This window comes from Enterococcus sp. DIV0187, from assembly GCF_051713785.1.
In the GTDB taxonomy this organism is placed as follows: domain Bacteria; phylum Bacillota; class Bacilli; order Lactobacillales; family Enterococcaceae; genus Enterococcus_A; species Enterococcus_A avium.
The window spans coordinates 2,905,001-2,931,186 of the sequence record NZ_JBIOQO010000001.1 but is presented as its reverse complement, the minus strand read 5'-3'; the positions used below and the strand labels follow the sequence as shown (position 1 = coordinate 2,931,186).

General features: G+C 40.5%; 19 protein-coding genes (1 of these 19 cut by a window edge). 6 read left to right on the top strand and 13 right to left on the bottom strand.

Annotated features, from left to right (window positions below; translation table 11 throughout):
* Window positions 1-35: 35 nt before the first annotated feature.
* The 4 genes from lacD to pfkB are packed head-to-tail and all read right to left on the bottom strand — an operon-like array spanning window position 36 to window position 3,848.
* Window positions 36-1,010 carry a tagatose-bisphosphate aldolase gene (lacD, locus tag IGI52_RS14345; protein WP_016181809.1) on the bottom strand — a complete coding sequence of 325 codons (975 nt, stop codon included), beginning with the start codon at window positions 1,008-1,010 and terminating at the stop codon, window positions 36-38.
* On the bottom strand, window positions 1,007-1,465 hold the full coding sequence (locus IGI52_RS14340) for a fructose PTS transporter subunit IIA (protein WP_438781598.1): 459 nt from the start codon (window positions 1,463-1,465) through the stop codon (window positions 1,007-1,009). Before IGI52_RS14340 ends, lacD begins: the two co-directional genes overlap by 4 nt.
* 11 nt (window positions 1,466-1,476) lie before the next feature.
* On the bottom strand, window positions 1,477-2,916 hold the full coding sequence (locus IGI52_RS14335) for a PTS fructose transporter subunit IIC (RefSeq protein WP_438781597.1): 1,440 nt from the start codon (window positions 2,914-2,916) through the stop codon (window positions 1,477-1,479).
* Window positions 2,898-3,848, bottom strand: a complete 951-nt coding sequence (gene pfkB / locus IGI52_RS14330) for a 1-phosphofructokinase (RefSeq protein ID WP_311872162.1) — start codon at window positions 3,846-3,848, stop codon at window positions 2,898-2,900. Before pfkB ends, IGI52_RS14335 begins: the two co-directional genes overlap by 19 nt.
* A gap of 145 nt (window positions 3,849-3,993) precedes the next feature.
* On the opposite strand from pfkB, the gene IGI52_RS14325 reads away from it, so the two are divergent.
* Complete coding sequence (locus IGI52_RS14325; protein ID WP_102872061.1) at window positions 3,994-4,743, top strand: MurR/RpiR family transcriptional regulator; 750 nt, start codon at window positions 3,994-3,996, stop codon at window positions 4,741-4,743.
* 104 nt (window positions 4,744-4,847) lie between these two features.
* Here IGI52_RS14325 and IGI52_RS14320 read toward each other — a convergent pair whose 3' ends face one another.
* Entirely contained in the window at window positions 4,848-5,315 is a 468-nt protein-coding gene (locus tag IGI52_RS14320) for a Dps family protein (protein WP_016181814.1), read from the bottom strand.
* Between the two features lie 198 nt (window positions 5,316-5,513).
* Here IGI52_RS14320 and IGI52_RS14315 point away from each other — a divergent pair, with 198 nt between their 5' ends.
* On the top strand, window positions 5,514-6,116 hold the full coding sequence (locus IGI52_RS14315) for a prepilin peptidase (protein WP_172702296.1): 603 nt from the start codon (window positions 5,514-5,516) through the stop codon (window positions 6,114-6,116).
* Here IGI52_RS14315 and msrA read toward each other — a convergent pair.
* The 4 genes from msrA to rpoB all read right to left on the bottom strand — a co-directional run bounded on the left by msrA (window position 6,113) and on the right by rpoB (window position 15,509).
* Entirely contained in the window at window positions 6,113-6,637 is a 525-nt protein-coding gene (gene msrA / locus IGI52_RS14310; RefSeq protein ID WP_048719525.1) for a peptide-methionine (S)-S-oxide reductase MsrA, read from the bottom strand. The genes IGI52_RS14315 and msrA overlap by 4 nt on opposite strands.
* A gap of 129 nt (window positions 6,638-6,766) precedes the next feature.
* Window positions 6,767-7,867: an LCP family glycopolymer transferase gene (locus IGI52_RS14305; protein ID WP_176675619.1), complete on the bottom strand. Its 1,101-nt coding sequence runs from the start codon at window positions 7,865-7,867 to the stop codon at window positions 6,767-6,769.
* A gap of 214 nt (window positions 7,868-8,081) precedes the next feature.
* The gene (gene rpoC / locus IGI52_RS14300) at window positions 8,082-11,735 is read right to left on the bottom strand and encodes a DNA-directed RNA polymerase subunit beta' (RefSeq protein WP_016181817.1); all 3,654 of its coding nucleotides are present in this window, start codon (window positions 11,733-11,735) and stop codon (window positions 8,082-8,084) included.
* A 159-nt stretch (window positions 11,736-11,894) separates the two neighbouring features.
* Complete coding sequence (gene rpoB / locus IGI52_RS14295) at window positions 11,895-15,509, bottom strand: DNA-directed RNA polymerase subunit beta (RefSeq protein WP_016181818.1); 3,615 nt, start codon at window positions 15,507-15,509, stop codon at window positions 11,895-11,897.
* A gap of 741 nt (window positions 15,510-16,250) precedes the next feature.
* On the opposite strand from rpoB, the gene IGI52_RS14290 reads away from it, so the two are divergent.
* From IGI52_RS14290 to IGI52_RS14275, 4 genes are all read left to right on the top strand, one after another.
* Complete coding sequence (locus tag IGI52_RS14290) at window positions 16,251-17,219, top strand: ABC transporter substrate-binding protein (protein ID WP_311872165.1); 969 nt, start codon at window positions 16,251-16,253, stop codon at window positions 17,217-17,219.
* A gap of 44 nt (window positions 17,220-17,263) precedes the next feature.
* Window positions 17,264-18,184: an ABC transporter permease gene (locus IGI52_RS14285; RefSeq protein WP_376712719.1), complete on the top strand. Its 921-nt coding sequence runs from the start codon at window positions 17,264-17,266 to the stop codon at window positions 18,182-18,184.
* Complete coding sequence (locus IGI52_RS14280; protein WP_049219602.1) at window positions 18,162-18,965, top strand: ABC transporter ATP-binding protein; 804 nt, start codon at window positions 18,162-18,164, stop codon at window positions 18,963-18,965. The genes IGI52_RS14285 and IGI52_RS14280 overlap by 23 nt, the downstream gene beginning before the upstream one ends.
* Before the next feature lie 89 nt (window positions 18,966-19,054).
* On the top strand, window positions 19,055-20,008 hold the full coding sequence (locus IGI52_RS14275; protein WP_311872167.1) for a biotin--[acetyl-CoA-carboxylase] ligase: 954 nt from the start codon (window positions 19,055-19,057) through the stop codon (window positions 20,006-20,008).
* A gap of 50 nt (window positions 20,009-20,058) precedes the next feature.
* Here IGI52_RS14275 and gor read toward each other — a convergent pair whose 3' ends face one another.
* From gor to IGI52_RS14255, 4 genes are all read right to left on the bottom strand, one after another.
* The gene (gene gor / locus IGI52_RS14270) at window positions 20,059-21,408 is read right to left on the bottom strand and encodes a glutathione-disulfide reductase (protein ID WP_049219594.1); all 1,350 of its coding nucleotides are present in this window, start codon (window positions 21,406-21,408) and stop codon (window positions 20,059-20,061) included.
* Between the two features lie 139 nt (window positions 21,409-21,547).
* Window positions 21,548-22,789 carry a peptidase U32 family protein gene (locus IGI52_RS14265; RefSeq protein WP_049219596.1) on the bottom strand — a complete coding sequence of 414 codons (1,242 nt, stop codon included), beginning with the start codon at window positions 22,787-22,789 and terminating at the stop codon, window positions 21,548-21,550.
* Window positions 22,790-22,802: 13 nt separating this feature from the next.
* Window positions 22,803-23,717, bottom strand: a complete 915-nt coding sequence (locus tag IGI52_RS14260; protein ID WP_049219598.1) for a peptidase U32 family protein — start codon at window positions 23,715-23,717, stop codon at window positions 22,803-22,805.
* A 103-nt stretch (window positions 23,718-23,820) separates the two neighbouring features.
* Window positions 23,821-26,186, bottom strand: partial view of an ATP-dependent Clp protease ATP-binding subunit gene (locus tag IGI52_RS14255; RefSeq protein ID WP_016181826.1) — the 3' portion only. Its footprint extends 133 nt past the window's final position; 2,366 of the gene's 2,499 nt are visible here — the last part of the coding sequence; its start codon lies off the right edge, out of view; its stop codon occupies window positions 23,821-23,823.

Here is a 26,186-nt window from a genome sequence, read left to right as displayed (position 1 = left end):
TCAAAAGGACTATCCGCAATGGACAGTCCTTTTGCTTATGCCTTTGTATAAACCGAGGTTGCGGTTTCTTTTAAAACCTCATTTAATTCTATGATATTTTGTTTCCCTTGTTCAGATAACCAAGCAATTGCCTTTTCTTCGCTCTCTTTCACAAATGGTTCGACGCCATTCGCCCAGGTTGCTCTGCCGCATAATACGCCATTAAAGGTTGAACCTGACTGCTTCGCAAAACGTAACGTTTCCTGAAACAACTCGGCACTAACACCAGCGCTCAAGAAAATGAATGGCAACTCGGTTGCATCAGATTGTTCTTTAAAATACGCCGCTGCTTCTGCTTGTGTATAGCAGACTGTTTCGCCAAACCCTTCAACAAAATTCATATTTACCGGCACTTCCACTTTCAACACATCAACCTGATAACGTTCCTGTGAAAATTCCTGCATCGCGCCAATCACCTTACGTGGTTTTACTTGAGCATACTCCTGGGAAGTCGCGTCTGCGATCTCTGCATCATAAGAAACAATCTCCAAGAAAAATGGAATACCTTCTGCTGTACATTCTGAGCCGATTCGTTCCATGTACGCACGTTTTTGTTCATTGATCTCTTCTGGTTCATCCACGTCATAATAGAGTAAGAACTTACAAGCATCTGCCCCAGCCTCTTTCAAACGTCTCACTGACCAAACATTCAATACATCAGGCAAGCGCCCCGGTGTTGTCGCATCGTAGCCAGTTTTTTCATAAGCCAGAAGCAAACCGCATTCGGCGTCGCGCACCTCTGCTGCTGGCAACCCGTATTCCGGATCCAATAAGATCGCTGAAGCATAAGGCGTGAGCTGTTGAGAAACCAACTCTTTGAATTTGATTACATCATCCGTTGTCGCTTCCTTATAGTTACCGATCATTTTCTTCAAAGCGCCCCGCTGATCAATCGCCAAAGCCCCGATAACACCATTCTCATTCGTTAGCTGATCGAGATATTTTTTCTTTCCTGCACTGATTGTCTTCATTCATTTTCACCTATTTTTTCATTTAGTAGTGTCGCAATTTCCGCTTTTGATTGCGCAGCTTTTAGTTTTTCAGTCACTTCATTGCGCATCAATAATCGTGCAATCGCGGATAATAATTTCAAGTGTGTGGTCCCTGCTTCTGTGTCTGGAATAAATAGCGCAATAATAAAGTCGATCAATTGTCCATCTAAACTATTCCATTCAATTCCTTTATTTAAAGTAACAATGAGAATGCTTGGCTCGCTGATCGATTGATCTTTCGCATGGGGTATAGCAAAGCCGTCCATCATTCCGGTAGTGCCTTCGTTCTCTCTTTCCACCAGTTTTTGATAAACGTGCTTCTCATCTGCTGAGATCCCCGTCTCTACCGCTTGATTGGCTAAAAATTCAAAGACCTCTTTTTGTGTCGTCAAAGACTGATTTAAAAATATTTTTTCTTCTTGAATAATCCCCATCATTTACTCCTTTACTTAGCCACTGCTGATTTTTCTACCTGTTCTGTCGTCTGCTTTTCTTTTTTAGCTACACTGTTCTTTTGGATGAGTCCTAAGATCACACCGCCGACAAGCGCACCAATCAAAATCGAAGCGACCCATTGAATTTTCCCTGTAACAACTGGCAACACTAAGAATCCACCATGAGGTGCAGGCACTTGAACACCAAACATATAGGTAAGAACAGCGGCAATCGAAGAACCTAGCATCATCGTCGGTAATACACGAATCGGATCTTTTGCGGCAAATGGAATTGCCCCTTCGGTAATATGTGTAGAACCTAAGATAAAGTTAACTAATCCGGCATTACGATCATTTGTATCAAAATATTTTCCAAAGAATAATGTCGCGAAGCCTGTAATCAACGGTGGCGCGATACAAGCTGCTGACACACCGGCCATGAAAGTCGTATTGCCTTGCGCTAATAACGCCGTTCCCGTAACATACGCTGCTTTATTGACTGGTCCCCCCATATCAAAGGCACACATACAGCCGACGATTACACCAAGAATTAACGGATTAGAATTTTCAAAGCCGGCTAAGAAGCTCATCATACCTTCATTGACAGCCTTCATCGGATCAGCTAATAGCGACATGATAATACCAATTACTGCAACTCCGATCACTGGATATAAGAAGATTGCTTTTAAGCCATCCAGTTGTTTTGGTAAGCCTGCCATCACTTTTTGCAGAAGTAAGATCAAGTAACCCGCAAGAAAACCTGCCAGAATTCCGCCTAGGAACCCGGTCCCTCCATTAGTTGCGACAATTCCACCGACAAAACCGACTACTAACCCCGGTCGTTTAGCGATTCCTTCCGCGATATAAGCTGCCAAGACGGGAACCATCATTCCCATTGCTGCATCACCGACACTTTTCAGCATCGCGGCCGTCGCATTATATTGTACATTCTCTGGATCGAAGGAATAAATTCCCCAAACAGCAAATGAGATTGCGATCAAAACACCGCCTGCCACTACGAAAGGAAGCATGTGGGAAACACCATTCATCAAATTTTTATAAATGCTGCGACCGAAACTTGTGTTAGTTCCCGTCTCTTCTTCTAAAGTGTCCACTGCTTGATTCTCTGATGCTACTGAGCCTTTTCCAGCCAAAGCATCATCAATTAAACGTTCCGCATCTTTGATTCCGGTACTAACCGACACATCAATAATTCGTTTCCCGGCAAATCGTTCTGGATGAACATCTTTGTCTGCCGCGATAATAACGGCTTCTGCATGCTTGATTTCTTCAGCAGTCAGTTCATTTTCAATCCCAATCTGACCATGGGTTTCGACTTTGATGGTCACGCCTTTTTTCTTAGCCGCTTGTTCCAATGCTTCTTGCGCCATATACGTGTGAGCAATACCTGTCGGACAACCTGTTGCTGCGATTAATTGATAATTTCCCATGTTTTTAACCCCTCTTCTTTGATTTCAATTTGTTTACTTAGTTCTTTTACATCCGAAAAATCAGTCAGCCCCTTGCGAAATGCAGTAGAACTTCCTGCGGCTAAACTTTTGCGTAACGTCTCTTCCAGCGGCTGCTCCGTTAAATAACCAGCCAAAAAGGTTCCTAATAATGTATCTCCGGCACAAGCTGTGTTGACTACTTTTCCTATTGGCGAATTCCCACGAATAATCTTAGTCTGACTGAAAAAAATTGCTCCTCCACTGCCAAGTGATAGCAGCACATTTTGCGCTCCTGCTTTTATCAATTGCTGTCCATAAAATAAATAGGCTTCTTCTGAATCAATAATTTCGCCAAACCATGAAGCTAGCTCCTCTTCGTTTGGCTTCAGTAGAAAGGGGTGGTAGGGCAAACAGTCCATGATCTCCTTGTAGCTGCTATCAATGATCAGATGAACATCACGTTCTTGACAAATCCGACTAATATCGACTAATATTGTCGATTCAATCCCCCTCGGCAAACTTCCCGAGATACAGAGATAATCTTCAGCCTGCAAGTTTCTAATTTGATCCAAAAAAACTTCAACCTTTTGCTGCGGTATTTCTGGACCTTGATTGACTAATTTGTATTCCTCCTTTGTTTGATTGACTTGAGTAAACACATTGATCCGTGTCATCCCAGGAACTTCAATAAAATCAGTGCTGATCTCCTTTTCCTGTAAATAATCTTCTATATAATTCCCAGTAAACCCGGCACGAAAACCTAGTGCAGTTGTATCAACTCCCAGCATTTTTAGGATCAGTGAAACGTTGACTCCTTTTCCATTTGCTTGGATATCATCATCCTTTGTTCGGTTTACAGTAAAAGGCTCCATAGTATCTGTTTCAATAAATAGATCGATTGCTAAATTCAAGGTACAAGTGTAAATGGACATAAGTGACGACCTCCTTGATCTTATTATGAGGCAGTCATAAACGAAAAGGTTTTCATATTTTAAGCTAATGACTGAAAAGCTTTACATCTTTTAATTACTCGTGATACCTTTAACTCGTGATAATTGAAAGAAGGTTAATGAAGCAATGGATCATAAATTGAGCGAAACAGAACAATACCTTTGGGATTACATTGAAAGTCACATTCTCGATATTCCCAACTACTCGATCGTCAAACTTAGCGAACAGGCCAATGTTTCTACGGCTACGATTGTTCGCACAATGAAAAAGAAAGGCTATGAAGGATTCACTGCCTTTAAACATCATCTAAAAGAACAAGAAAATAAAAATATCAATTTCTCTTCATTAGATAAAGTCGATAAAGGGATTCGACGGGCTATTCTAAAGAATGAACAGGAAGTCGTCCGAACCATCAATATGATAGAAATTGGCAATATTGAAGATGCCATCCAAAAAATCAAATTCGCGGAACGAGTAATCATCTTTGCTCGAGGATTCTCAGAGATGATCGGCCAGGAAATGATGGTGAAATTTCAATTGACGGGGAAGAATTGTCAAATGCATAACGACCCAGAGATCATCAAAAATATCAGTCGAAAACTAACCAAGCGAGATATTGTCATTTTCATTTCATTAAATGGAGAGACTAAAGAACTCGTTGTCGCCGCCAAAAATTGTTATGAGTCCGAAATCGGTTCAATTTTATTAACCGCCAACAATGCCTCCAGTCTAATGAACTATTGCGAGATTGCTTTGGTCGGCTTCAAGTCTGAAGGATCTTATTTTCCTGATTATGAAGTTCGATCGAGGCTCCCCTTACAAATCATCGCGAGAATTTTATTGGATTCCTATGCTTTACGAGTTGCGGATAGTTAATATGTAACAACATATGTTCGAATAAAATGGATTAATTTAGTAAAAAGAATTTAAGCAACAGAAAAGGCACACATCATTAATGATGTGTGCCTTTTCTGAACGAATTAAGCATCGATTTCTGGTGCTTTTCCTAAATGAGCTTGGATCATCCAAATGCGTTTTTCAGTGGCTGTTTTGAATTCGATGAAGATATCTTGTGTTGGATCATCGCCTTCTTCGCCAGTAACGTCAATCCCTTTTTGATAAAGATCAGCCAAGTAACGATAGTTCTTAACAAGAATTGCTAACCGTTCTTCCATCGTACGATCCCAGCGTCCTACTTCATCAGAAATTTTTGTATTATCTGCCATTTCGCGTAATGTTGAATAAGGTGAGCCATCTAATGTAATCAAGCGTTCTGAGATCTCATCCAATTGATCATTTACATCATCCATAAAATCATCCATCATTGGGTGCAATGTCAAGAAGCCAGGGCCGCGCATATACCAATGAGTTTGGTGAATGACCATAGACATTTGACTTAAATCGGCAACTAATTGGTTCAATACTTCTTTGGTTTTCTCAAATTTCATTCCTTTGTACCTCCTAATTTTTACTCTAATAAAAGCATAATACAATTATGATAAAAGTACAAAGAAAATGCTGGTAAAGTGCTTTTTTTTCGTATCTTATTGAAAAAGGAGGTGAGAACAATCGTAAATTTCATTTTTGGTACAATTATTGGCTCATTTTTAGCTGTCGTTTGTGTTCGCATTCCTTGAAATGAGTCTTTGATTTATCCACCTTCACATTGTGATCATTGCGGTCACCCGCTTCGAGCGATTGAACTGATTCCACTACTCTCAGCTTTGAAGCAAAGATTCCATTGTACTCACTGTCAGCAAAGATTCTCTGCGCGAAGTTTTTGGTTAGAATTATTTTGCGGGATTCTCTTTGTAATTTTTTTACAGGATTTAGATTGGAAAAGCCTATGGCAAGTATTCTGGTTATTGAGCTCCCTTGTTTTAGCCGTAATCGACTGGGATTATATGATTGTCGAGATGAGAATTTTTTTGGGAACGGGAGTGATTTTATTAATTAGCGGAGCGGTTCTATTTCATCCGCATTGGTTCCAACCATTAATTGTTTGCGGAGTATTTTTCTTCAGCCAAAAAATACTCCCAGACAGTTTAGGTCTGGGAGATCTTTGGGTAATTGGATTATGGAGTTTCTTTTTATCTTGGTATGAATTGTTGCAGGTTCTATTTATCGCTTCACTCAGTGGTTTGATTTTTTTCGGTTATCAGACCTTGCGTAAAAAGATTCCTGAACAGCTGCCGTTTTTACCCTTCCTATTTATCGGCCTTCTATTATTCCTGCTAAAAAACCGTTAAGCGTTCCAATGATTACGGATAAAGCCCTTACGTCCCGAACCTTCACTGTAAGCATCGTAGTGTTCGGGATTTTTTCGATAAAAATCCTGATGATACGCTTCAGCAGGATAAAAGGTTTGAGCCGGTTCAATCGATGTTACGATTGGTTCTTTGAAACGACCACTAGCCTGTAATCGTTCCTTTGAAGCCTCTGCCACTTCTTTTTGTTCTGGAGTAGCATAAAAAATTACCGGCCGATAGGAATCTCCCCGATCCGCAAATTGACCAAAAGCATCTGTAGGATCGGTTTGCTGCCAATAGATTTCTACCAGCTGTTGATAAGAAATCACCGCTGGATCAAATGTAATCTCTACGGCTTCCGTATGGCCTGTCGTACCACTGCAAACTTCTTCATAGGTTGGATTTGGTACATGTCCGCCTGTGTAACCGGAAATAACTTGCTTGATACCAGGCATCTGGTCAAATGGTTTCACCATACACCAAAAACAGCCTCCAGCAAAAATTGCTTTTTCTTCTGCCATAAAATATGCCTCCTTTTGATCTCATCATAACCCTTTTTAGAAAAATTGAAATGAATCTGCTCAGACACTCGTAAAAAAAGAGAATGTCCCAGATTATTGAGACATTCCCATAAATAGTATTTCGCTTTTTTAATAATTATCTGGATCAATCGGATAGATTATTTTTCCGTAACCAGTATAATCATAATGCGTCCCAGCACTAATTTTATCCACACTGCTGTCATCAAAGAATAATTGATTGTCGTCATCTTCATCAAGGTTCGGCAATTTTTTCTTTGTAGGCAATCCGAGCTGCTTCTTCACGATATTTTGTTCCTCTAACAGATTATTCAATCCCAAAATTTGGAAATAAATATCACTGATCATCTCGCCCTGGCCTTCTAGCTGTGTCTGTTGGATGTTCTTTGCAGCAGGTGTGTAATCTGTTGCGATCGTCAGCATCTCACTCCAGCTCAAATCGGTCTTTACATAATCTTCCACTGCACGCAAATATTTTTTATACTTTGTGACAGAGTCAACAGAAAGAATCTTATGAATGATCTTAGATAAAATTTCTCGTTGCCTTGCCTGTCTGCCCACGTCACCTTTTGGGTCCTCGTGGCGCATCCGCACATATTCTAATGCGTGTCTGCCATCTAGAACCTGCTTTCCCTTTTTGACATGCACACCGTCCAAAGTAAAATCAATCTTGTTGTCGACCTCAATTCCGCCAACCGCGTCAACTAATGTTTTTAGCCCCTTCATATTGATCTCAACATAATAATCAACAGGAACATCTAGCATTTCTTGAACACTTTCGATCGCCATCTTAGTACCACCTAGTGAATAGGCCGCATTCAATTTATCATAATAGGTATCGCCCTTCGCGACATAATTATTCTTGTCCCCTTTATACCCAACAATCTGAGTATAAATATCGCGATCCAAACTTGTCATTAGCGTTTGTTTTTTCTTAGGATTAATAGTAACTAACATCATGGAATCCGAGCGTCCTTGATAGTTCCGCCCTTTATCACCTGTGTCTGTTCCCATTAGTAAAATAGAGAATGGTTCCCCACTTTTTAAATCGACCTTAGCCGAACGTGTACTTTTATAATTGACTTTTTTAGTCATTTTATTGATTGCTTGATCAACATCATTATTCACTTTTAATAAATAGACAGTCGCCGTTCCAACAAGTAGCACGATGATTCCCACGACAATCAAGATGATTTTCTTTGCTCTGCTCATATGGCACCTCAGAAATTTTATATCCCTATATTTTTTGTCATTCTCTCATAAAATGACTTTTGGCAATAGTCTTTATACAGCGCTCTAAACGAAATTTAACATCTGTTCAACGTGAGCTTGCTTATTTGCCAGATACCTTCTTATAATAGCCTGAAAATAAAAAGACCACAAGATTCTTTTTCAGAATCTTGTGGTCTTTTAAAGCCAGAATTTTCTAGCCTAATGGATTATTCAAAGCGTCTTCAGCTGCCATTTGCGCTTCAATATCAGAGATACTGTAGACATTTTCGCTAGCTACAACAACTTCCTTTGGTTCCATGTTACGGTAAGTTGACATACCTGTACCAGCAGGAATGATTTTACCGATGATAACATTTTCCTTCAATCCAAGTAATGGATCTTTCTTACCGCGGATCGCAGCATCCGTCAAGACACGAGTTGTTTCTTGGAATGATGCGGCAGATAAGAAGCTGTTTGTTTCTAATGAAGCTTTTGTAATACCAAGCAAGACTGGACGAGATGTCGCAGGTGTGCCACCAGCAACCAATGTATTGTAGTTTTGATCTTTAAAGTCAGCAATATCAAGCAATGTACCTGGCAAGATATCTGTGTCACCTGGGTCCATAACACGGACTTTACGCAACATTTGACGAACCATTACTTCAATATGTTTATCGCCGATCTCTACCCCTTGCATCCGGTAAACACGTTGAACTTCACGCAACAGGTATGTTTCAACGGAGATTACATCGCGTACTTGCAATAAGTGTTTAGGATCAATTGATCCTTCTGTTAATTGCGCACCACGATGAACCATATCACCTTCGACAACTTTCATGCGAGCAGTGTAAGGAACCGTATACGTACGAGTATCCGTTTCACCTTTGACGGTAACTTCTTTCGTACGAGTCGCAGCATCTTCAGCAATCTCAACGACTTCACCAGTAACTTCAGTAATAACCGCCAAACCTTTAGGATTACGTGCTTCGAAGATTTCTTGGACACGAGGAAGACCTTGTGTAATATCATCTCCGGCAACCCCACCGGTATGGAATGTACGCATAGTTAACTGAGTACCAGGTTCACCGATTGATTGAGCAGCAATAGTACCAACCGCTTCACCGACTTCAACGTCATCACCAGTTGCCAAGTTGCGTCCATAACAATGTTTACATACACCATGTTTTGTATTACATGTGAAGACTGAACGAATCGTTAATTTCTCAACGCCAGCATCAATAATACGTTTCGCATCTGCTTCGCTGATCAGTGCATCAGCAGGCAATAGAACTTCACCAGTTTCAGGATGCATCACGGATTTTTGCGTATAACGTCCGACTAGACGTTCTTCTAATGATTCGATGATTTCATTACCTTCACGAATCGCAGAGATTTCTAGACCGCGATCAGTACCACAATCTTCTTCACGTACGATAACATCTTGGGCAACGTCTACCAAACGACGAGTCAAGTAACCTGAATCGGCTGTCTTCAAGGCCGTATCAGTCATCCCTTTACGAGCACCGTGAGTCGAGATAAACATTTCCAAGACAGATAGACCCTCACGGAAGTTCGAGATGATCGGCAATTCCATGATTTGTCCATTCGGAGCGGCCATCAAACCACGCATACCAGCAAGCTGAGTAAAGTTGGAGATGTTACCACGGGCTCCAGAATCAGACATCATGAAGATTGGGTTCTTCGCATCTAAAGATTCCATTAGTCGTTGTTGAATTTCATCTTTGGCTGCATTCCATACAGCAATAACTCGTTCATAACGTTCATCATCAGTAATCAAACCACGTCGGAATTGTTTTGTGATCGTGCCGACTTGTTTGTGAGCATTGTCGATGATTTCTTGTTTTTCTGCTAACGCCATGATATCGGCAATACCAACGGTCATACCAGCATGGGTTGAGTGTTTATATCCTAAGTCTTTCATGCGGTCAAGCATCATTGACGTATCAGTAACTTTGAAACGCTTGAAGACTTCCGCGATAATGTTTCCAAGATTTTTCTTCTTAAATGGCAAGATGATTTCTTGTTCTTTGATCGCTGCAGGAATATCGGCACCTTTTTCGACAAAATATTTGTCAGGTGTATGTTGTGTTAAGTTGAAATCAGTTGGTTCGTTCAAATAAGGGAATTCTTGCGGCATAATCTCGTTGAAAATAATTTTCCCAACAGTTGTGATCAGCATGCGTTCTTTTTGTTCTTCAGTAAATGGCTTGTCGCCCAATGTATTAGGGTCAACAGCCACACGTGAATGTAAGTGAACATAGCCATTACGCCATGCTAAAACAGCTTCATTCATGTCACGGAAGATCATTCCTTCACCTTCGCGGCCTTCTTCTTCCATTGTTAGGTAGTAGTTACCTAAGACCATATCTTGAGATGGTGTAACAACGGGTTTTCCATCTTTAGGGTTCAAGATATGCGTTGCAGCAAGCATCAGCATACGAGCTTCGGCTTGTGCTTCTTCACCTAAAGGTAAATGGACAGCCATTTGGTCCCCATCGAAATCGGCATTGTAAGCTTCACACACTAATGGGTGAAGACGGATTGCACGACCTTCAACTAGGATTGGTTCGAATGCTTGGATACCTAATCTGTGAAGCGTAGGTGCCCGGTTAAGTAAAACTGGATGTTCTTTGATAACTTCTTCTAAGACATCCCATACAACGTCTTCTTGACGTTCGATTTTACGTTTCGCATTTTTGATATTTGATGCAATTTCACGTTGAACGAGTTCTTTCATTACAAATGGTTTGAACAATTCGATCGCCATTTCTTTTGGCAGACCACATTGATACATCTTCAAGAAAGGTCCAACAACGATAACTGAACGGGCAGAGTAGTCCACACGTTTACCCAGCAAGTTTTGACGGAAACGACCTTGTTTCCCCTTCAACATGTGAGACAAAGATTTCAATGGACGATTACCTGGTCCAGTAACTGGACGGCCACGACGACCATTATCAATCAGTGCATCTACCGCTTCTTGCAGCATACGTTTTTCATTTTGAACGATGATGTTTGGTGCATTCAAATCTAATAAACGTTTCAAACGATTATTACGGTTGATTACACGACGATACAAATCATTTAAGTCAGAAGTCGCAAAACGACCACCTTCTAATTGAACCATCGGACGTAGATCTGGCGGAATAACAGGAATAACATCCATAACCATCCAACCTGGTTGGTTACCAGAAGAACGGAACGCTTCTAAGACATCCAGACGACGAATAGCACGTGTTCGTTTTTGTCCTTGCGCTGTTTTCAACTCTTCTTTTAATTCCGCTGATTCCCCATCTAGATCTACATGATCTAATAACTGTTTAATGGCTTCTGCACCCATTGCTGCGTGGAATTCTTGACCATATTGATCACGTTTTTCACGATATTCACGTTCAGTCAGTAATTGTTTCTTCTCTAGGCTTGTATTACCTGGATCGATTACGACATACGATGCAAAGTAGATAATTTCTTCTAACGCACGCGGACTCATGTCTAACACAAGACCCATTCGAGAAGGAATTCCTTTGAAATACCAGATATGTGTTACGGGAGCTGCTAGTTCAATGTGACCCATGCGTTCACGACGGACTTTTGAACGTGTGACTTCAACACCACAACGGTCACAGACAATCCCTTTATAACGGATTCGTTTGTATTTCCCGCAGGCACATTCCCAGTCTTTGGTTGGCCCAAAAATTCTTTCATCGAATAACCCTTCGCGTTCAGGTTTCAATGTACGATAGTTAATGGTTTCCGGTTTTTTTACTTCACCGTATGACCAGCTTCTGATTTTTTCAGGAGAAGCCAAACCTATTTGCATACTTTCGAATTTATTTACATCGATCAAAAGGGTTTCCCTCCATTTCATTTTATCGTAAGTCAGCTAGGGAGTAGCTGACTTACGTATGCATAAACGGCGTTCCAGAAGTAGCTGCTTCGGAAATAAGTCTAAATTCCATAAAGCTAAACACTTCTGATACAACCTCTTCAGACAAGTGCGACTCTCTTATAAGTCTTCTGCAGTTTCGATTTCTTGGATCAAATCAGATTTTTGTTCCGCTTTTTCAGCAGCTGCTTGCTCTTCGACTTCTTTTGCAGACTGTTGTTGTTCTGCATATTTCGTCAACGCGTCAACTGTGATCAAGTCATCATCATCATCGTCCATATCTCGCAACTCAATTTCTTTATCATTAATATCTAAGACTTGCATATCTAAACCAAGAGCTTGTAATTCTTTCACCAATACGCGGAAAGATTCAGGCACACCTGGTTTTGGAATAGGTTCACCTTTGACGATGGCTTCGTAAGTTTTCACACGACCAACGACATCATCTGATTTGTAAGTCAAGATTTCTTGTAAGGTATAAGCAGCACCATAAGCTTCCAGTGCCCAAACTTCCATTTCCCCGAAACGTTGTCCACCAAATTGAGCTTTACCACCTAATGGCTGTTGCGTAACAAGAGAGTAAGGTCCAATTGAACGAGCATGCAATTTATCATCGACCATGTGGGCCAATTTAATCATGTACATAACGCCGACAGAGATACGGTTATCAAATGGCTCACCCGTACGTCCATCATAAAGAACGGTCTTAGCATCTGCTGCCATACGAGCTTCACGAACTGTTTCCCAAACATCGCTATCTTGCGCACCATCGAAGACTGGTGTCGCAACATGGATACCTAGTTGGCGAGCCGCCATTCCCAAGTGTAATTCCAATACTTGTCCGATGTTCATCCGAGATGGCACACCTAATGGGTTCAACATGATATCAACTGGCGTACCGTCTGGTAAGAAAGGCATGTCTTCTTCTGGCATAATGCGAGAAACGACCCCTTTATTTCCGTGACGGCCGGCCATTTTATCCCCTTCATGAATCTTACGTTTTTGCACGATGTACACGCGCACTAACATATTCACACCTGGAGATAATTCATCGCCTGCTTCACGAGTAAAGATCTTCACATCGTGAACGATCCCGCCTCCACCATGCGGTACACGAAGAGATGTATCACGAACTTCACGAGCTTTTTCACCAAAGATCGCATGCAATAAACGTTCTTCAGCTGATAATTCTGTTACCCCTTTAGGCGTGACTTTACCGACTAATAAATCACCGTCATGAACTTCAGCACCAATACGGATGATACCCATTTCGTCTAAGTTCTTTAATGCGTCTTCCCCAACGTTCGGGATTTCGCGAGTGATTTCTTCAGGCCCTAATTTTGTATCACGTGCTTCTGATTCGTATTCTTCAATATGGATTGAAGTATAAACATCATCTTTCACCAAACGACGGCTCATGATGATCGCATCTTCATAGTTGTACCCTTCCCAAGTCATGAAGGCTACGACGACGTTTTGGCCTAATGCCAATTCGCCATTTTCCATTGAAGGTCCGTCAGCTAAGATGTCGCCGACTTCAACTTGTTCACCTAAACCAACTAAAGGACGTTGATTGTAGCTAGTTCCTGAGTTTGAACGACGGAATTTCGTGATGTCGTATTTATCTAATGCGCCATTGTCGCGACGTACACGTACTTCGTGCGCATCTACGAATTCAACGACACCATCATTTTTACATAATAAAGCGGCACCTGAGTCATGAGCTGCTTTGTATTCCATACCAGTACCAACCCATGGAGAACGTGGTTGGATCAATGGTACTGCTTGACGCTGCATGTTGGCACCCATCAAGGCACGGTTGGAGTCATCGTTTTCCAAGAATGGAATACAAGCTGTTGCGACTGCGACAACCTGTTTCGGTGACACGTCCATGTAGTCAACTTTATCAATCGTAACTTCCAAGTTTTCTGATGTAGCACGAGCCATAACGACTTCTTCAGCAAATGTACCGTCATCGTTCAACTTGCTATTGGCTTGGGCTACTACGTAATGGTCCTCGATATCGGCTGTTAAGTAATCGATTTTATCCGTTACTTTACCAGTTGAACGATCCACACGACGGTAAGGTGTTTCGATGAAACCAAACTTATTGACCTTCGCATAAGATGCCAAGCTGTTGATCAACCCGATGTTTGGACCTTCGGGAGTTTCAATCGGACACATACGACCATAGTGAGAATAGTGAACGTCTCGGACTTCATAACCAGCACGGTCACGAGTCAAACCACCAGGTCCTAAGGCTGATAGACGGCGTTTGTGGGTCAATTCGCCTAGAGGATTCGTTTGATCCATGAACTGTGACAACTGAGAAGAACCAAAGAATTCTTTGATACTTGCAACAACTGGACGAATATTGATCAGTTGTTGCGGTGTCAATGTTTCTTGGTCTTGAATTGACATACGCTCACGAACAACACGTTCCATACGAGCTAAACCAATACGGAATTGATTTTGCAATAATTCACCAACTGAACGGATACGACGATTTCCTAAATGGTCGATATCGTCGACATTGCCAATACCTTCCATTAAGTTCAAGAAATAGCTCATTGAAGCGATGATGTCAGCAGGACGAACTGTACGTACTGAAGAGTCAGGATACGCATTACCAATCACTGTTACTTCACGTTCTGGATCTTTTGGTGAAAAGACTTTGATCACTTGAACGGTCATAGGATCAGTTACAACTGCATCCTCAGATGGATAGTAAGTAACTGAATTTAAGCCGCCTTCAAGTTTTGGTCCCAATTCTTCCATCACTTGGTGAGTAAGAACAGTTCCTTTTTCAACAATGATTTCACCTGTTTCAGCATCAACCAATGTCTCAGCTAAAGTTAAGTTCAATAGACGTGTTTTAAGGTCTAATTTTTTATTTACTTTGTAACGACCAACATTTGCTAGATCGTAACGTTTTGGATCGAAGAAACGCGCAGTTAGCAAGCTACGAGAGCTATCAGCTGTTTTTGGTTCACCAGGACGTAAACGTTCGTAAACATCTTTCAAACCTTCTTCGGTACGAGAATCGCTTGGGTTTTTGTGCAAATCCTTTTCGATCGTATTGCGCAAAGATTCGCTTTCGCCAAAGATTTCAAAAATCGTATCATCAGAACCAAATCCTAAAGCACGAACTAATGTCGTTAAAGGAATTTTACGTGTACGGTCAATACGAACATATGAGATATCCTTTGCGTCTGTTTCCATTTCTAACCATGCGCCACGGTTAGGAATTACAGTTGAACCAAATCCTTCTTTTCCGTTTTTATCCACTTTTCCGTGGAAATAAACGCCAGGAGAACGAACTAATTGAGATACGATAACCCGTTCCGCTCCATTGATGATAAAGGTTCCTTGTTCCGTCATTAATGGGAAATCGCCAAAGAATACTTCTTGAGATTTGATTTCACCAGTTTCGCGGTTTACTAAACGTAAGACAACATGTAATGGCGCAGAATAGTTTGCATCGTGTGAACGAGCCTCTGCAACCGTGTATTTAGGTTCTTTCAATTCATAGTCAACAAATTCAAGTGACAAGTTTCCATTAAAGTCTTCAATTGGCAAAATGTCTTCAAACATCTCTCGCAAGCCCTCATCTAGGAACCATTGATAAGAATCTGTTTGAATTTCGATCAAATTCGGTAATTCCAACACTTCACTGATTCGTGCGAAGCTTCTACGTTCTCGGTGTTTCCCGTATTTTACTACGTGTCCAGCCAAGTTCTTCACCCCTCTTAAAAGTTTGAAAACCGATCCGAAGATAAATTACAATAATGTTACAAAAATTAAATTAGTGTAACAAGCGACATTTTTTGCGGCTTTTAGGCAAAAAAAAACCAAAAATAGAACGTTCTCTTGAAAAATTATTCGCGAGCTTCTACTTTTGTTTCCCTATTAAAAACCGGAACGGACAATATTTCGTTCCTGCCTTTTATCATTTCAGATAGTTTTAGCAAACTCATATAATACATGAGGTAAACATAAAAGTCAATAGTCTCAAGGCTTTGATCAGAGCTTCGCAAGTTTTTCTTAAAACTTTCAGCAACTAATAATTGATTCAATTCGGCTTACATTTTTGAATATTCAGAATATTCGACTATTTATTATTGACATCTCATTTTTCTTAACGTATACTAATCTACATCTTAAACATGTTGGAGGTTGTTCCCATGCTGAATATGAAAAACTCACAACCGAATAACCGCTATTACTTTAGCTATTTTAGATAGGTTTGTATTCATCACGATGGATACAAACAACTTGAGTGTTTTTGTATCTATGATGGCTAGAGCATTTCGATGTACCAACGGCCGCATAGAGAAATCTAAGTGGCTGAAGAAGTATACTATTTTTGTATTCGTATCACCCACTTAGAGTTTCGATACTTCTAAGCGGGTGATTTTTTTATGAATGAAAAAGGATGGAAATCTAGCTTCACCAGTTAAAAAAGGAGAGAACATAATGAAAAAGACAGTATTGGCAGGAATTGGATTGGTAAGTTTACTAATATTAGGTGCTTGTGGCGGTGGAAATAAAACAGACGATAATAATAGTACGAAAACAGTAGGCGTCTTACAATTAGTGCAGCATCCATCGTTAGACAATGCCTATGAAGGATTCAAAGAAGGGTTAGAAGAAGGCGGCTACAAAGAAGACGATAATTTAAAAATCGAATACCAAAATGCGCAAAATAATCAGGACAACCTGAAAAGTATGAGTGAGAAATTAGTCAAAGAGGAACCAGATTTACTTTTAGGCATTGCTACTCCAGCAGCTCAATCTTTGCTAAACGCCACAACTGAAATTCCGATCACTGTAACTGCCGTGACCGATTTAGAAGAGGCAAAATTAGTTAAAAGTGATAAAAAACCTGGCGGAAACGTAACCGGTACAACAGATATGGTTCCCATCGACAAACAAATTGAACTACTATTATCGATAGTTCCAGATGCAAAATCGATCGGAATCATGTACAACGCTGGCGAAGCCAATTCAAAAATCCAAGCAGATCTTGCTGAAAAAGCTTTGAAAAAGGCGGGCGTTGATGTAAAAGTCAAAACTGCAAATACAACAAATGATGTACAACAAGTTACTGAATCTTTAGCTGGTGAAACAGATGGAATCTATGTACCTACAGACAATACCTTCGCAAGCGCCGCAGCGGTCATTGGAGATGTTGTTAAAGAAAAGAAAATTCCATTAGTTGCAGGGTCAACAGAACAAATTGACGGAGGCGGCCTAGCAACCGTAGGGATTGACTACAAATCACTAGGCAAACAAACTGGGAAAATGGCTGCAAAAATCTTAGACGGGGACGCAAAACCTGAAGATACTCCGGTAGAATCTGCCGATACCCTAAAATTAGTAGTCAATAAAGAGATGGCAGAAGCTTTGGGAATTGACCCAGACAGCATTAAGGAACCTAAATAAAGGAATGAGTTAAATCTAGCTTCGCAAAGAAAGAAGGAAGAATCATGAATGTTATCACTTTATTATTATCAGCGACGTCACAAGGTATGCTCTGGTCTTTATTAGCTATCGGAGTTTACATGACCTTTCGAATTTTAGATATTGCCGATTTGACGGCCGAAGGAAGTTTTCCTTTAGGCGGGGGGATCGCAGCGATCGGGATCGTTAACGGTATGCATCCAGCATTAGCTACTTTATTGGCATTTGGCGGTGGAATGCTAGCTGGTTTAGTTACAGGTATCTTAAATACAAAATTCAGAATTCCGGCTTTATTGGCAGGGATTATCACCATGACTGGTTTATATTCTGTTACTTCCCGTGTAATGGGGGCTCCAAATATTGCATTATTAGGCGAAAGTACTGTTTTTACAGGAGCTCAAGATCTCGGATTGACAAAAAATAATGCCGTGATTCTAGTCGGGCTCTTAATCGTATTGGTGGTCATTTTGTTATTAGTTTTATTTTTCCGAACAGAGATTGGTTTAGCCGTTCGAGCAACAGGGGATAATCCAGATATGAGTGAAGCCAACGGGATCAAAACCGAAAATATGAAGCTGTTAGGCTACATGATCTCAAACGGAAGCATCGCTCTTTCAGGGGCATTGCTGGCTCAAAATAACGGCTTTGCTGATTTGAACTCAGGAGTTGGTACAATCGTTATCGGGCTCGCTTCAATCATTATTGCAGAAGTTCTGCTCCATAATAAGCCGATCCTTGTCCGACTGATCACGATTGTTGCTGGAGCAATTATTTACCGCTTCATTTTAGCATTAGTATTCGAAATGAACGTCGAGCCAACAGACTCTAAATTGGCTTCAGCGATCGTCTTGGTGATTTGCTTATCATTACCGCAAATTCGATCAAAATTTACCTTGAAATCAAAAAAGAAAGGGGCTGATACCAATGCAACCAGTATTAAGAATTAAGAATTTGCATCAATATTTCGAACGTGGAACAGTTAATGAAAACCATGTGCTGCGTGGAATCAATTTGAGTCTAGCCCCTGGCGAATTTGTCACGATTATCGGTGGAAACGGTGCGGGCAAATCTACCTTGCTAAATAGTGTAGCCGGCACATTACCGATCGAAGAAGGTCAAATGTTTTTAAATGAAGAAGATATCACTAAACATTCTGTCACACGTCGCTCAAAAAAAATCAGTCGTGTCTTCCAAGATCCTAAAATGGGTACCGCAGTTCGTCTATCAGTAGAAGAAAATTTAGCATTAGCCATGAAACGCGGTCACAAACGCGGCTTCTCACTAGGTGTAAAAAGTAAAGATCGTAGTTATTTCCAAGAACAATTGGCCATGCTAAATCTGAACTTGGAAAATCGATTAGATGCTGAGATTGGTTTACTATCTGGAGGACAGCGCCAAGCTATCACACTATTAATGGCAACGCTGCAACGCCCTGATCTGATTTTATTAGATGAGCATACAGCGGCACTCGACCCCAAAACTTCATTAACTGTAATGGGATTAACCGAGCGCTTGATTCGTGAACAAGAATTAACAGCTTTTATGGTAACCCATAATATGGAGGATGCCATCAAATATGGTAATCGTTTAATTATGCTTCATCAGGGACAGATTGCTTTGGACTTGAAACAAGAGGAAAAACAAAATCTGACTGTACCAAAATTGATGGAGCTCTTCCATCAAAACTCCGGTGTCGAACTAAAAGACGATGCCTTGTTACTAAGTTAATACACCCCCTTCTTTCTTGGCAGGCTACTTTTATGTCGCCTGTTTTTTTGTTACACTGAGCCCAGAATGAAAATAAAGGAGCGAAAAAATTGTCGACGAAGGAAAAAATTTTAGCCCGTTTAAAAGCAGTAAAAAATGTTTTATCCGGCGAAACCTTAGCTCAAGAATTAGGGGTATCTCGTACCGCAATATGGAAAGCAATCAAAGAATTAGAAAAAAAGGGGTATCAGATTCAACATTCCGCGAACGGTTATCGTTACCAGGCTTCTGATATTTTAGATGCAAAAGAAATTCATGAAGGCATTCATCAAGACGTCGATATAACCGTTTTAGAAACCTCTACTTCAACAATGAAAGATGCTCAGCAGGCTGTGATGGATGGTAAAAGATCACCTTTACTAATCGTAGCAGATATGCAGGAAGCGCCTCGAGGGCGTTTCAATCGCCCTTTCTTTGCTGCAAAACAGCAGGGCATCTATATGAGTTTGCTCTTGGAGCCTAAGGAGCAATTAACAGAATTACCACAATATACAATCTTGATGGCAGTTGCTGTATCCGAAGCAATCGATGAATTATTAGGCGTGGATACACAAATTAAATGGGTCAACGATATTTATTTGAATCATAAAAAAATCGTCGGCATTTTATCAGAAGCGATGACCGATATTGAAACCAACTCACTAAAATACATTATTATTGGTATGGGAATCAACTTCTCCATTCCTCAGGAAAACTACCCTGATGAGTTGCAGGAAAAAGCGACTTCTTTGTTTCCGAATGGTCAAGCAACCATAACAAGAAATCAATTGATCATTAACATCTGGAATCGATTCTTTAATTTATTGGCAGATCAAACGACTTACCTGGATGTTTATCGAAAGAAATCATTCGTATTAGGTAAAAAAATCACTTTTAAACGGAAAGATCAATCCTACATGGGGACTGCCATCGCGATCACTGATACTGGTGAGCTAGTAGTCGATTTAGGGGAGGAAAAAGTTCATCTCTCCTCTGGCGAAATCAGCTTAAGCTCCATTCAATAAAAGACTGTAGACATTGTCCATAAAACGGATCTTGTCTACAGTCTTTTTATTTATCTCATTGTTACAAATTCTTCGCTGCCAGTTGGGTGGATCGCAACGGTGTCATCAAAGTCTTTCTTCGTTGCCCCCATTTTAATCGCTACAGCAAATCCCTGTAGCATTTCATCAACACCCACACCAATCGCGTGCAAGCCAATAATTTTTTCTTCTTTCCCAAGACATACCAATTTCATATCACATTTTTGACGATAGTCGCTTAATGCAAAATACATTGGTGTAAAACGCGAATGATAGATTTTTATTTGATCTTTCCCATGACGTTCAAGCGCATCTTCTTCCGTTAAACCGATTGTTGCAATCGTTGGATGTGTAAAAATTACCGTTGGAACATTTTCATAATCTAAAAATTCTTCTGACTTACCATTAAAGACCCGTTCTGATAAACGGCGCCCCGCGGCAATAGCTACTGGTGTTAAATCAATCTTACCAATCACATCCCCGACTGCATAAACACCTTCACTCGTTGTATTTTGGTATTTATCGACAATGACAAAGCCTTTCTCGTTTAACGTCACAGAAGTATTCTCTAAACCTAACTTGTCAGTATTTGGTATACGACCGCCAGCAAACAACACCTTATCTCCTGTCAGTGTATTCCCATTCTCAAAATAGACAGTATAGGTTTCATCCTCATTTTTTTTGATTTCTTTTGCCACATGATGATCATACAACTTCATCTTATTCTCACGATAAATGTCCACTAAATTATCGGCCAACATTTTATCAAATGTCCGTAATGGGCGACTATGGCGGAAAGCCCAATAAACTTGCGTACCCATCCCCTGTAGCACACCGCTCAATTCCGCTGCGATATAACCAGCCCCTAGAACAACAACTTCTTTCGGCTGTTCGGTCATTTCAAAGAATCCGTTAGAATCAATAGCGTATTCACCGCCAGGAATCTCCATCTGACTTGGTCTTCCGCCAGTCGCAATCAAGACATTGGGCGCAGTGTATTCTTCACCGTTTACACTGACAACATGATCTGATTTGAACGTCGCATACCCTTCAATTCGTTCTACATTATTACTATCAAGTCCACGGTAGTAGGCTCCATGTAAAAAGTCGATATATTTTTCACGACGTTCAACCAACTCATTAAAATCAAATTTTCCAACATCAGCCTGTACACCATAACTAGGCGCATCTCGCTCAATCATCTCTAACATACTGCTAGCCTGCCACATTACCTTTTTCGGAACACAACCAACATTGACACAGGTTCCGCCGATTTTATTCCCCTCGATTAACAAGACTTTTGCTCCATGCATACCAGCACGATTAGCCGAGGCGATCCCGCCACTTCCGCCACCGATAACTATGTAATCATAATCCTTCATTCATCTACCTCCTAATTCATGTTTACGTTCATTTTAATACATTCTGTAAAAAAAGAATTGATTTTTGCCCGATGCTATTTTCTAAAAAAACACCCACTAAAAATCAGCTTTCTTCCCAATTTAGCGAGTGATTTATTTATCAGTCTTTTTTCTTACGAATCATATCACCAGGTTTGACTGGTTGAGCAACAGGCATCGTTAAAACCATCATAGGGTTAGGTGCCCTGTCGATTGATTCGCCCTCATCATTTTTCATTTCTGTAACTGTCTGTTCAAAATGCTGAAAATGTGGTCCGTAAAATTCAATTTCATCACCTATTTTAAAATGATTTCGTTGGCGGACAGTCGCTATTCCGCTAGCTTCATCATAACTCAGAACTTCACCAATAAATTTGTAAACAGGAATCTTTCGGCGCGGACCAAATAATTGTTCATTTTCAGTCGGTACATGGTAATAAAATCCAGTCGATAATTCTCGTTGAGCTACTTTCCACAGTTCATCGATCCATTCTTGTTTACAGACATAATTATCTGGATCAGCCATATAGCTGTCAACGGCTGCTTTGTAAACATTAGATACAGTTGAAACGTAATGAATTGATTTCATCCGACCCTCGATTTTTAAGCTGTCAACGCCATTTTCAATCAAATCAGGAATATGTTCGATCATAGACATATCTACGGCACTCATAGAAAATTCTTCCGTAACATCACCATTTTCTGTTAATGAACGATGTTCTTGAGCGAAAGGCATATCGAATAATTCATACTTCCAGCGACAAGATTGAGAGCAACCACCACGATTAGCATCTCGCATTGACATATGATTGGATAGTGTACAACGGCCCGAATAAGAAATACACATTGCTCCATGGATAAATGCTTCAATTTGAATATCCGTATTGCGGCGTATCTCAGCTAATTCTTCCATTGAGACTTCCCGGGCCAACACAACTCGTTCCAGACCCTCATTTTGCCAAAATTTCAATGTCTCCGCATTAGTTGCAGACGCCTGTGTTGATAAATGAATCTCTAACCCAGGGGCTTCTGATGCACAAATTTCGATCAAAGCAGGATCAGAAATAATCACAGCCGAGATTCCAATGTCACGCAACTTCTTGAAGAACGCTCCGGCTCCTTCTTCATTACCTTCATGGGTCACCATGTTCGCAGCTACATAAACCTTAGCTCCATACTGATTCGCAAAAGCCACCCCCTCTTCCATCTCTTCAAATGAAAAATTTCCAGCCCGAGAACGCAACCCATATGCATCTCCACCGATATATACTGCATCTGCACCGTAGTGAATGGCGGTTTTCAATTTTTCCAATGTCCCGGCTGGTGCTAAAACTTCCGGCCGCTTCAATTTTCTTTCTGTCATATTGCTATTACTCCTATTTAATCGCTGTTGGGTCTAAATGATAAAAACCTGTATCCATTCCTCGACCAACAGGATGATATTTTTGAATTTCTTGTTGAGCGTTGTCAACCATCGCATCATCCCAAGAATTCGTTTCTATTGCTGCCTTAGCCTCTGCAAAAACTTTAGCAATCGCCACAAAATTCGCTCCAGGTGTAAACAAACCATCTAATTTCCATGTTTGATAACCTGCTTGATTAAGCTCTGACAATTCCTTAATCAAATTCAAATCATTATCAGCAAAAATATGTGTGCCATGTTGATCCTCGTAAATCGAATAATGTGTTTCTGCCTTTTTGGGTTCCGAAATAAACAATCCACGTTCCTTAGAAGTACTTTCCGATTGCTTCGTATAATTGAAATAATTATCTAATAGCGGGCGTTTTGATTGATGAATACAAGTAGCACCATAAACCAAAACTTCCACTGGAACTTCGACGTGTTGACTCAAACGCTGCATTTCTTCAAAAGGGACTTCGCGAGCCAACACCGCTCCAACTGCTCCTTTTTTCTGCCAAAAATTGATTTGTCGTGCATTGGTAACTAGAGTCTCTGCATCATAAATGTATGGCAAATCGTATTCCTGTAATAAATAAATCACACCCGTATCACCAACAACTACGTGATCTGGCTTTACATCTGCCAAAAAGGCTAAATATTCTGGTATCTTCTTCATCTTATCAGGATGCATGATACCATTTATAGCAACGTTCACTTTTTTCCCATTGGCGTGCGCCAAATCAATCAAAGCCTTTTGTTCTTCACGAGAAAAAGAGTAGGGCAGTCGTAATCCAAAATCCTCTTCTCCTATGTATAGTGTATCCACTCCGACAGCTAATAATTCTTCAGCTTGCGCCATTGATTCTGCTGTCGCAATTAGTTCGATCATGGTATGTCCTCCTTTTAGACTTTCTCATACTATCATAGCTACAAAAAGTTTCCAACTGATGACAAAAAAAGAGAATGACGTTAAAACATCATTCCCAAGTTTTTTAAACTTTTTCTGGTATTTTTTCTTCTTTTGGATTTTTAACAGTTAATGTAATCTTGCCTTTGCTAGCCCCAATAGTCACCGTATCTCCCAGCTGAATTTGACCAGATAAGAGTGCTTCAGCTAAGCGGTCTTCAATTTCTTTTTGCAATGCCCGACGAATTGGCCGTGCCCCATATTCAGGATCAAATCCAACTTTTCCAATAACATCATAAGCTGCCGATGTAATCTTCACTTTGATTTCATGCTCCTTCATACGATCTAAAACAGCACGACTCATGATTTTTACAATCTCATGAATTTGTTCTTGATCTAATGATTTGAACACTACAGTTTCATCAATCCGATTGAGAAATTCTGGACGGAAAGCCTTTTTCAATTCTTCTAGAATTCGTTTTTCCATCATTGCATGATCTTTACTGATATCCTTCACATTGAAACCAACATTTTTTTCTTCACGAATTTCCGTCGCTCCAATGTTAGAAGTCATAATTAAGATCGTATTACGGAAATCAACTTTCCGACCCTTCGAATCTGTTAAATGACCATCATCTAAGACTTGTAAAAGAATATTGAAAACATCTGGATGAGCTTTTTCCACTTCATCTAACAAAATAACTGAATAAGGTTTCTGACGAATTTTTTCGGTTAATTGTCCACCTTCTTCATATCCTACGTAACCAGGAGGCGATCCGATTAAACGACTCGTACTATATTTCTCCATATATTCAGACATATCGACTCGAATCAATGCTTCCTCACTGCCAAACATTGCTTCAGCCAGTGCCTTCGCCAATTCTGTCTTACCGACACCAGTTGGTCCTAAAAACATAAAAGAACCAATCGGACGATTTGGATCTTTCAATCCACTGCGCGCTCGACGAATCGCCCGCGAGATAGCTTTAACAGCTTCCTCTTGACCAACGACTCGTTTATGCAAAACTTTTTCCAAATCTAACAGTCGTTGACTTTCTTTTTTCTCTAATTGCTGTAGCGGCACACCTGTCCATTGAGAAACAACTGCTGCGACATCCTCATCAGTAACCTGATCAATATAGCCGTTTTCTTGCTTAGCAGCTTTAATTTTGGCTTGCTCCAATGTTTCAGATAGTTGTTTTTCCCGTAAACGTAAACGAGCCGCCGATTCAAAGTCTTGATTTTGAATCGCCTTTTCTTTTTCTATTACTAAATCTTGAATTTCATCTTCTAGCTCAGTAAGCTCAGAAACTTCATCTGTCGAATCTAGACGAACTTTCGCAGAAGATTCGTCCATCAAATCAATCGCTTTATCTGGTAATTGACGCGAGTTGATATATCGAACGGATAAAGATACTGCCGCATGCAGAGCCTCATCAGTAATTTCAACTCCATGATGATCCTCATAACGAGGACGTAAGCCTTTCAATATCTCTTCCGCTTCCTCCGGTGTTGGTTCTTCCACTTGCACTCTAGCAAAACGACGCTCCAAAGCAGAATCTTTTTCAATATACTTTTGATATTCATCTAACGTTGTTGCACCAATTGTTTGCAATTCACCGCGAGCTAACGCAGGTTTTAAAATATTTGAAGCATCAATTGCACCTTCAGCTCCACCAGCACCAATCAAGGTATGCAGTTCATCAATAAATAGAATGATTTGACCATCATGATAAATTTCATCAATCACTTTTTTTAAGCGATCTTCGAATTCTCCACGATATTTCGTTCCAGCGACTAAGGCACCCATATCAAGCATCATCAGACGTTTTCCGCGCATATCTTCTGGTACATCTCCAGAAATAATTCGCTGAGCTAAGCCTTCGACAATCGCTGTTTTACCAACACCTGGCTCTCCAACTAATACCGGATTATTTTTAGTTCGACGACTTAAAATTTGAACTACACGGCGAACCTCACTATCTCGACCTACCACTGGATCCAGTCGTTTTTCCCGTGCTAATTTTGTTAAATCCCGAGCCAATCCATCTAAAGTTGGTGTTCCTTGTGAATTGCTTTGTACAGGTTTCGCTGGTGCTTTTCGTCTACTACCAGTACCTTGATTTCCATTCGATGTTTCATTTACACCCATCTTCTTTAATAGAAGTTGACGCATCTTAGGCAAACTAAGTCCTAAATTAACTAAAATATGAGAAGCTAAGATTTCATCATCTCGTAATAGCCCTAATAATACGTGTTCAGTTCCAACCAATTTTGCATTGAAGCGTTTAGCTTCATCATCAGCAAAAATTAAAATTTGCTTTGCTCTAGGGGAATAGGGTAGATAACCGCCTTCAGGATAAGACTTAACTGATCCGTATCCAGTCATATGCTCGATTTCTTCACGGATATCATTTTCGTTTGAATTCATTTGGCGCAGTGTTTTGCCTG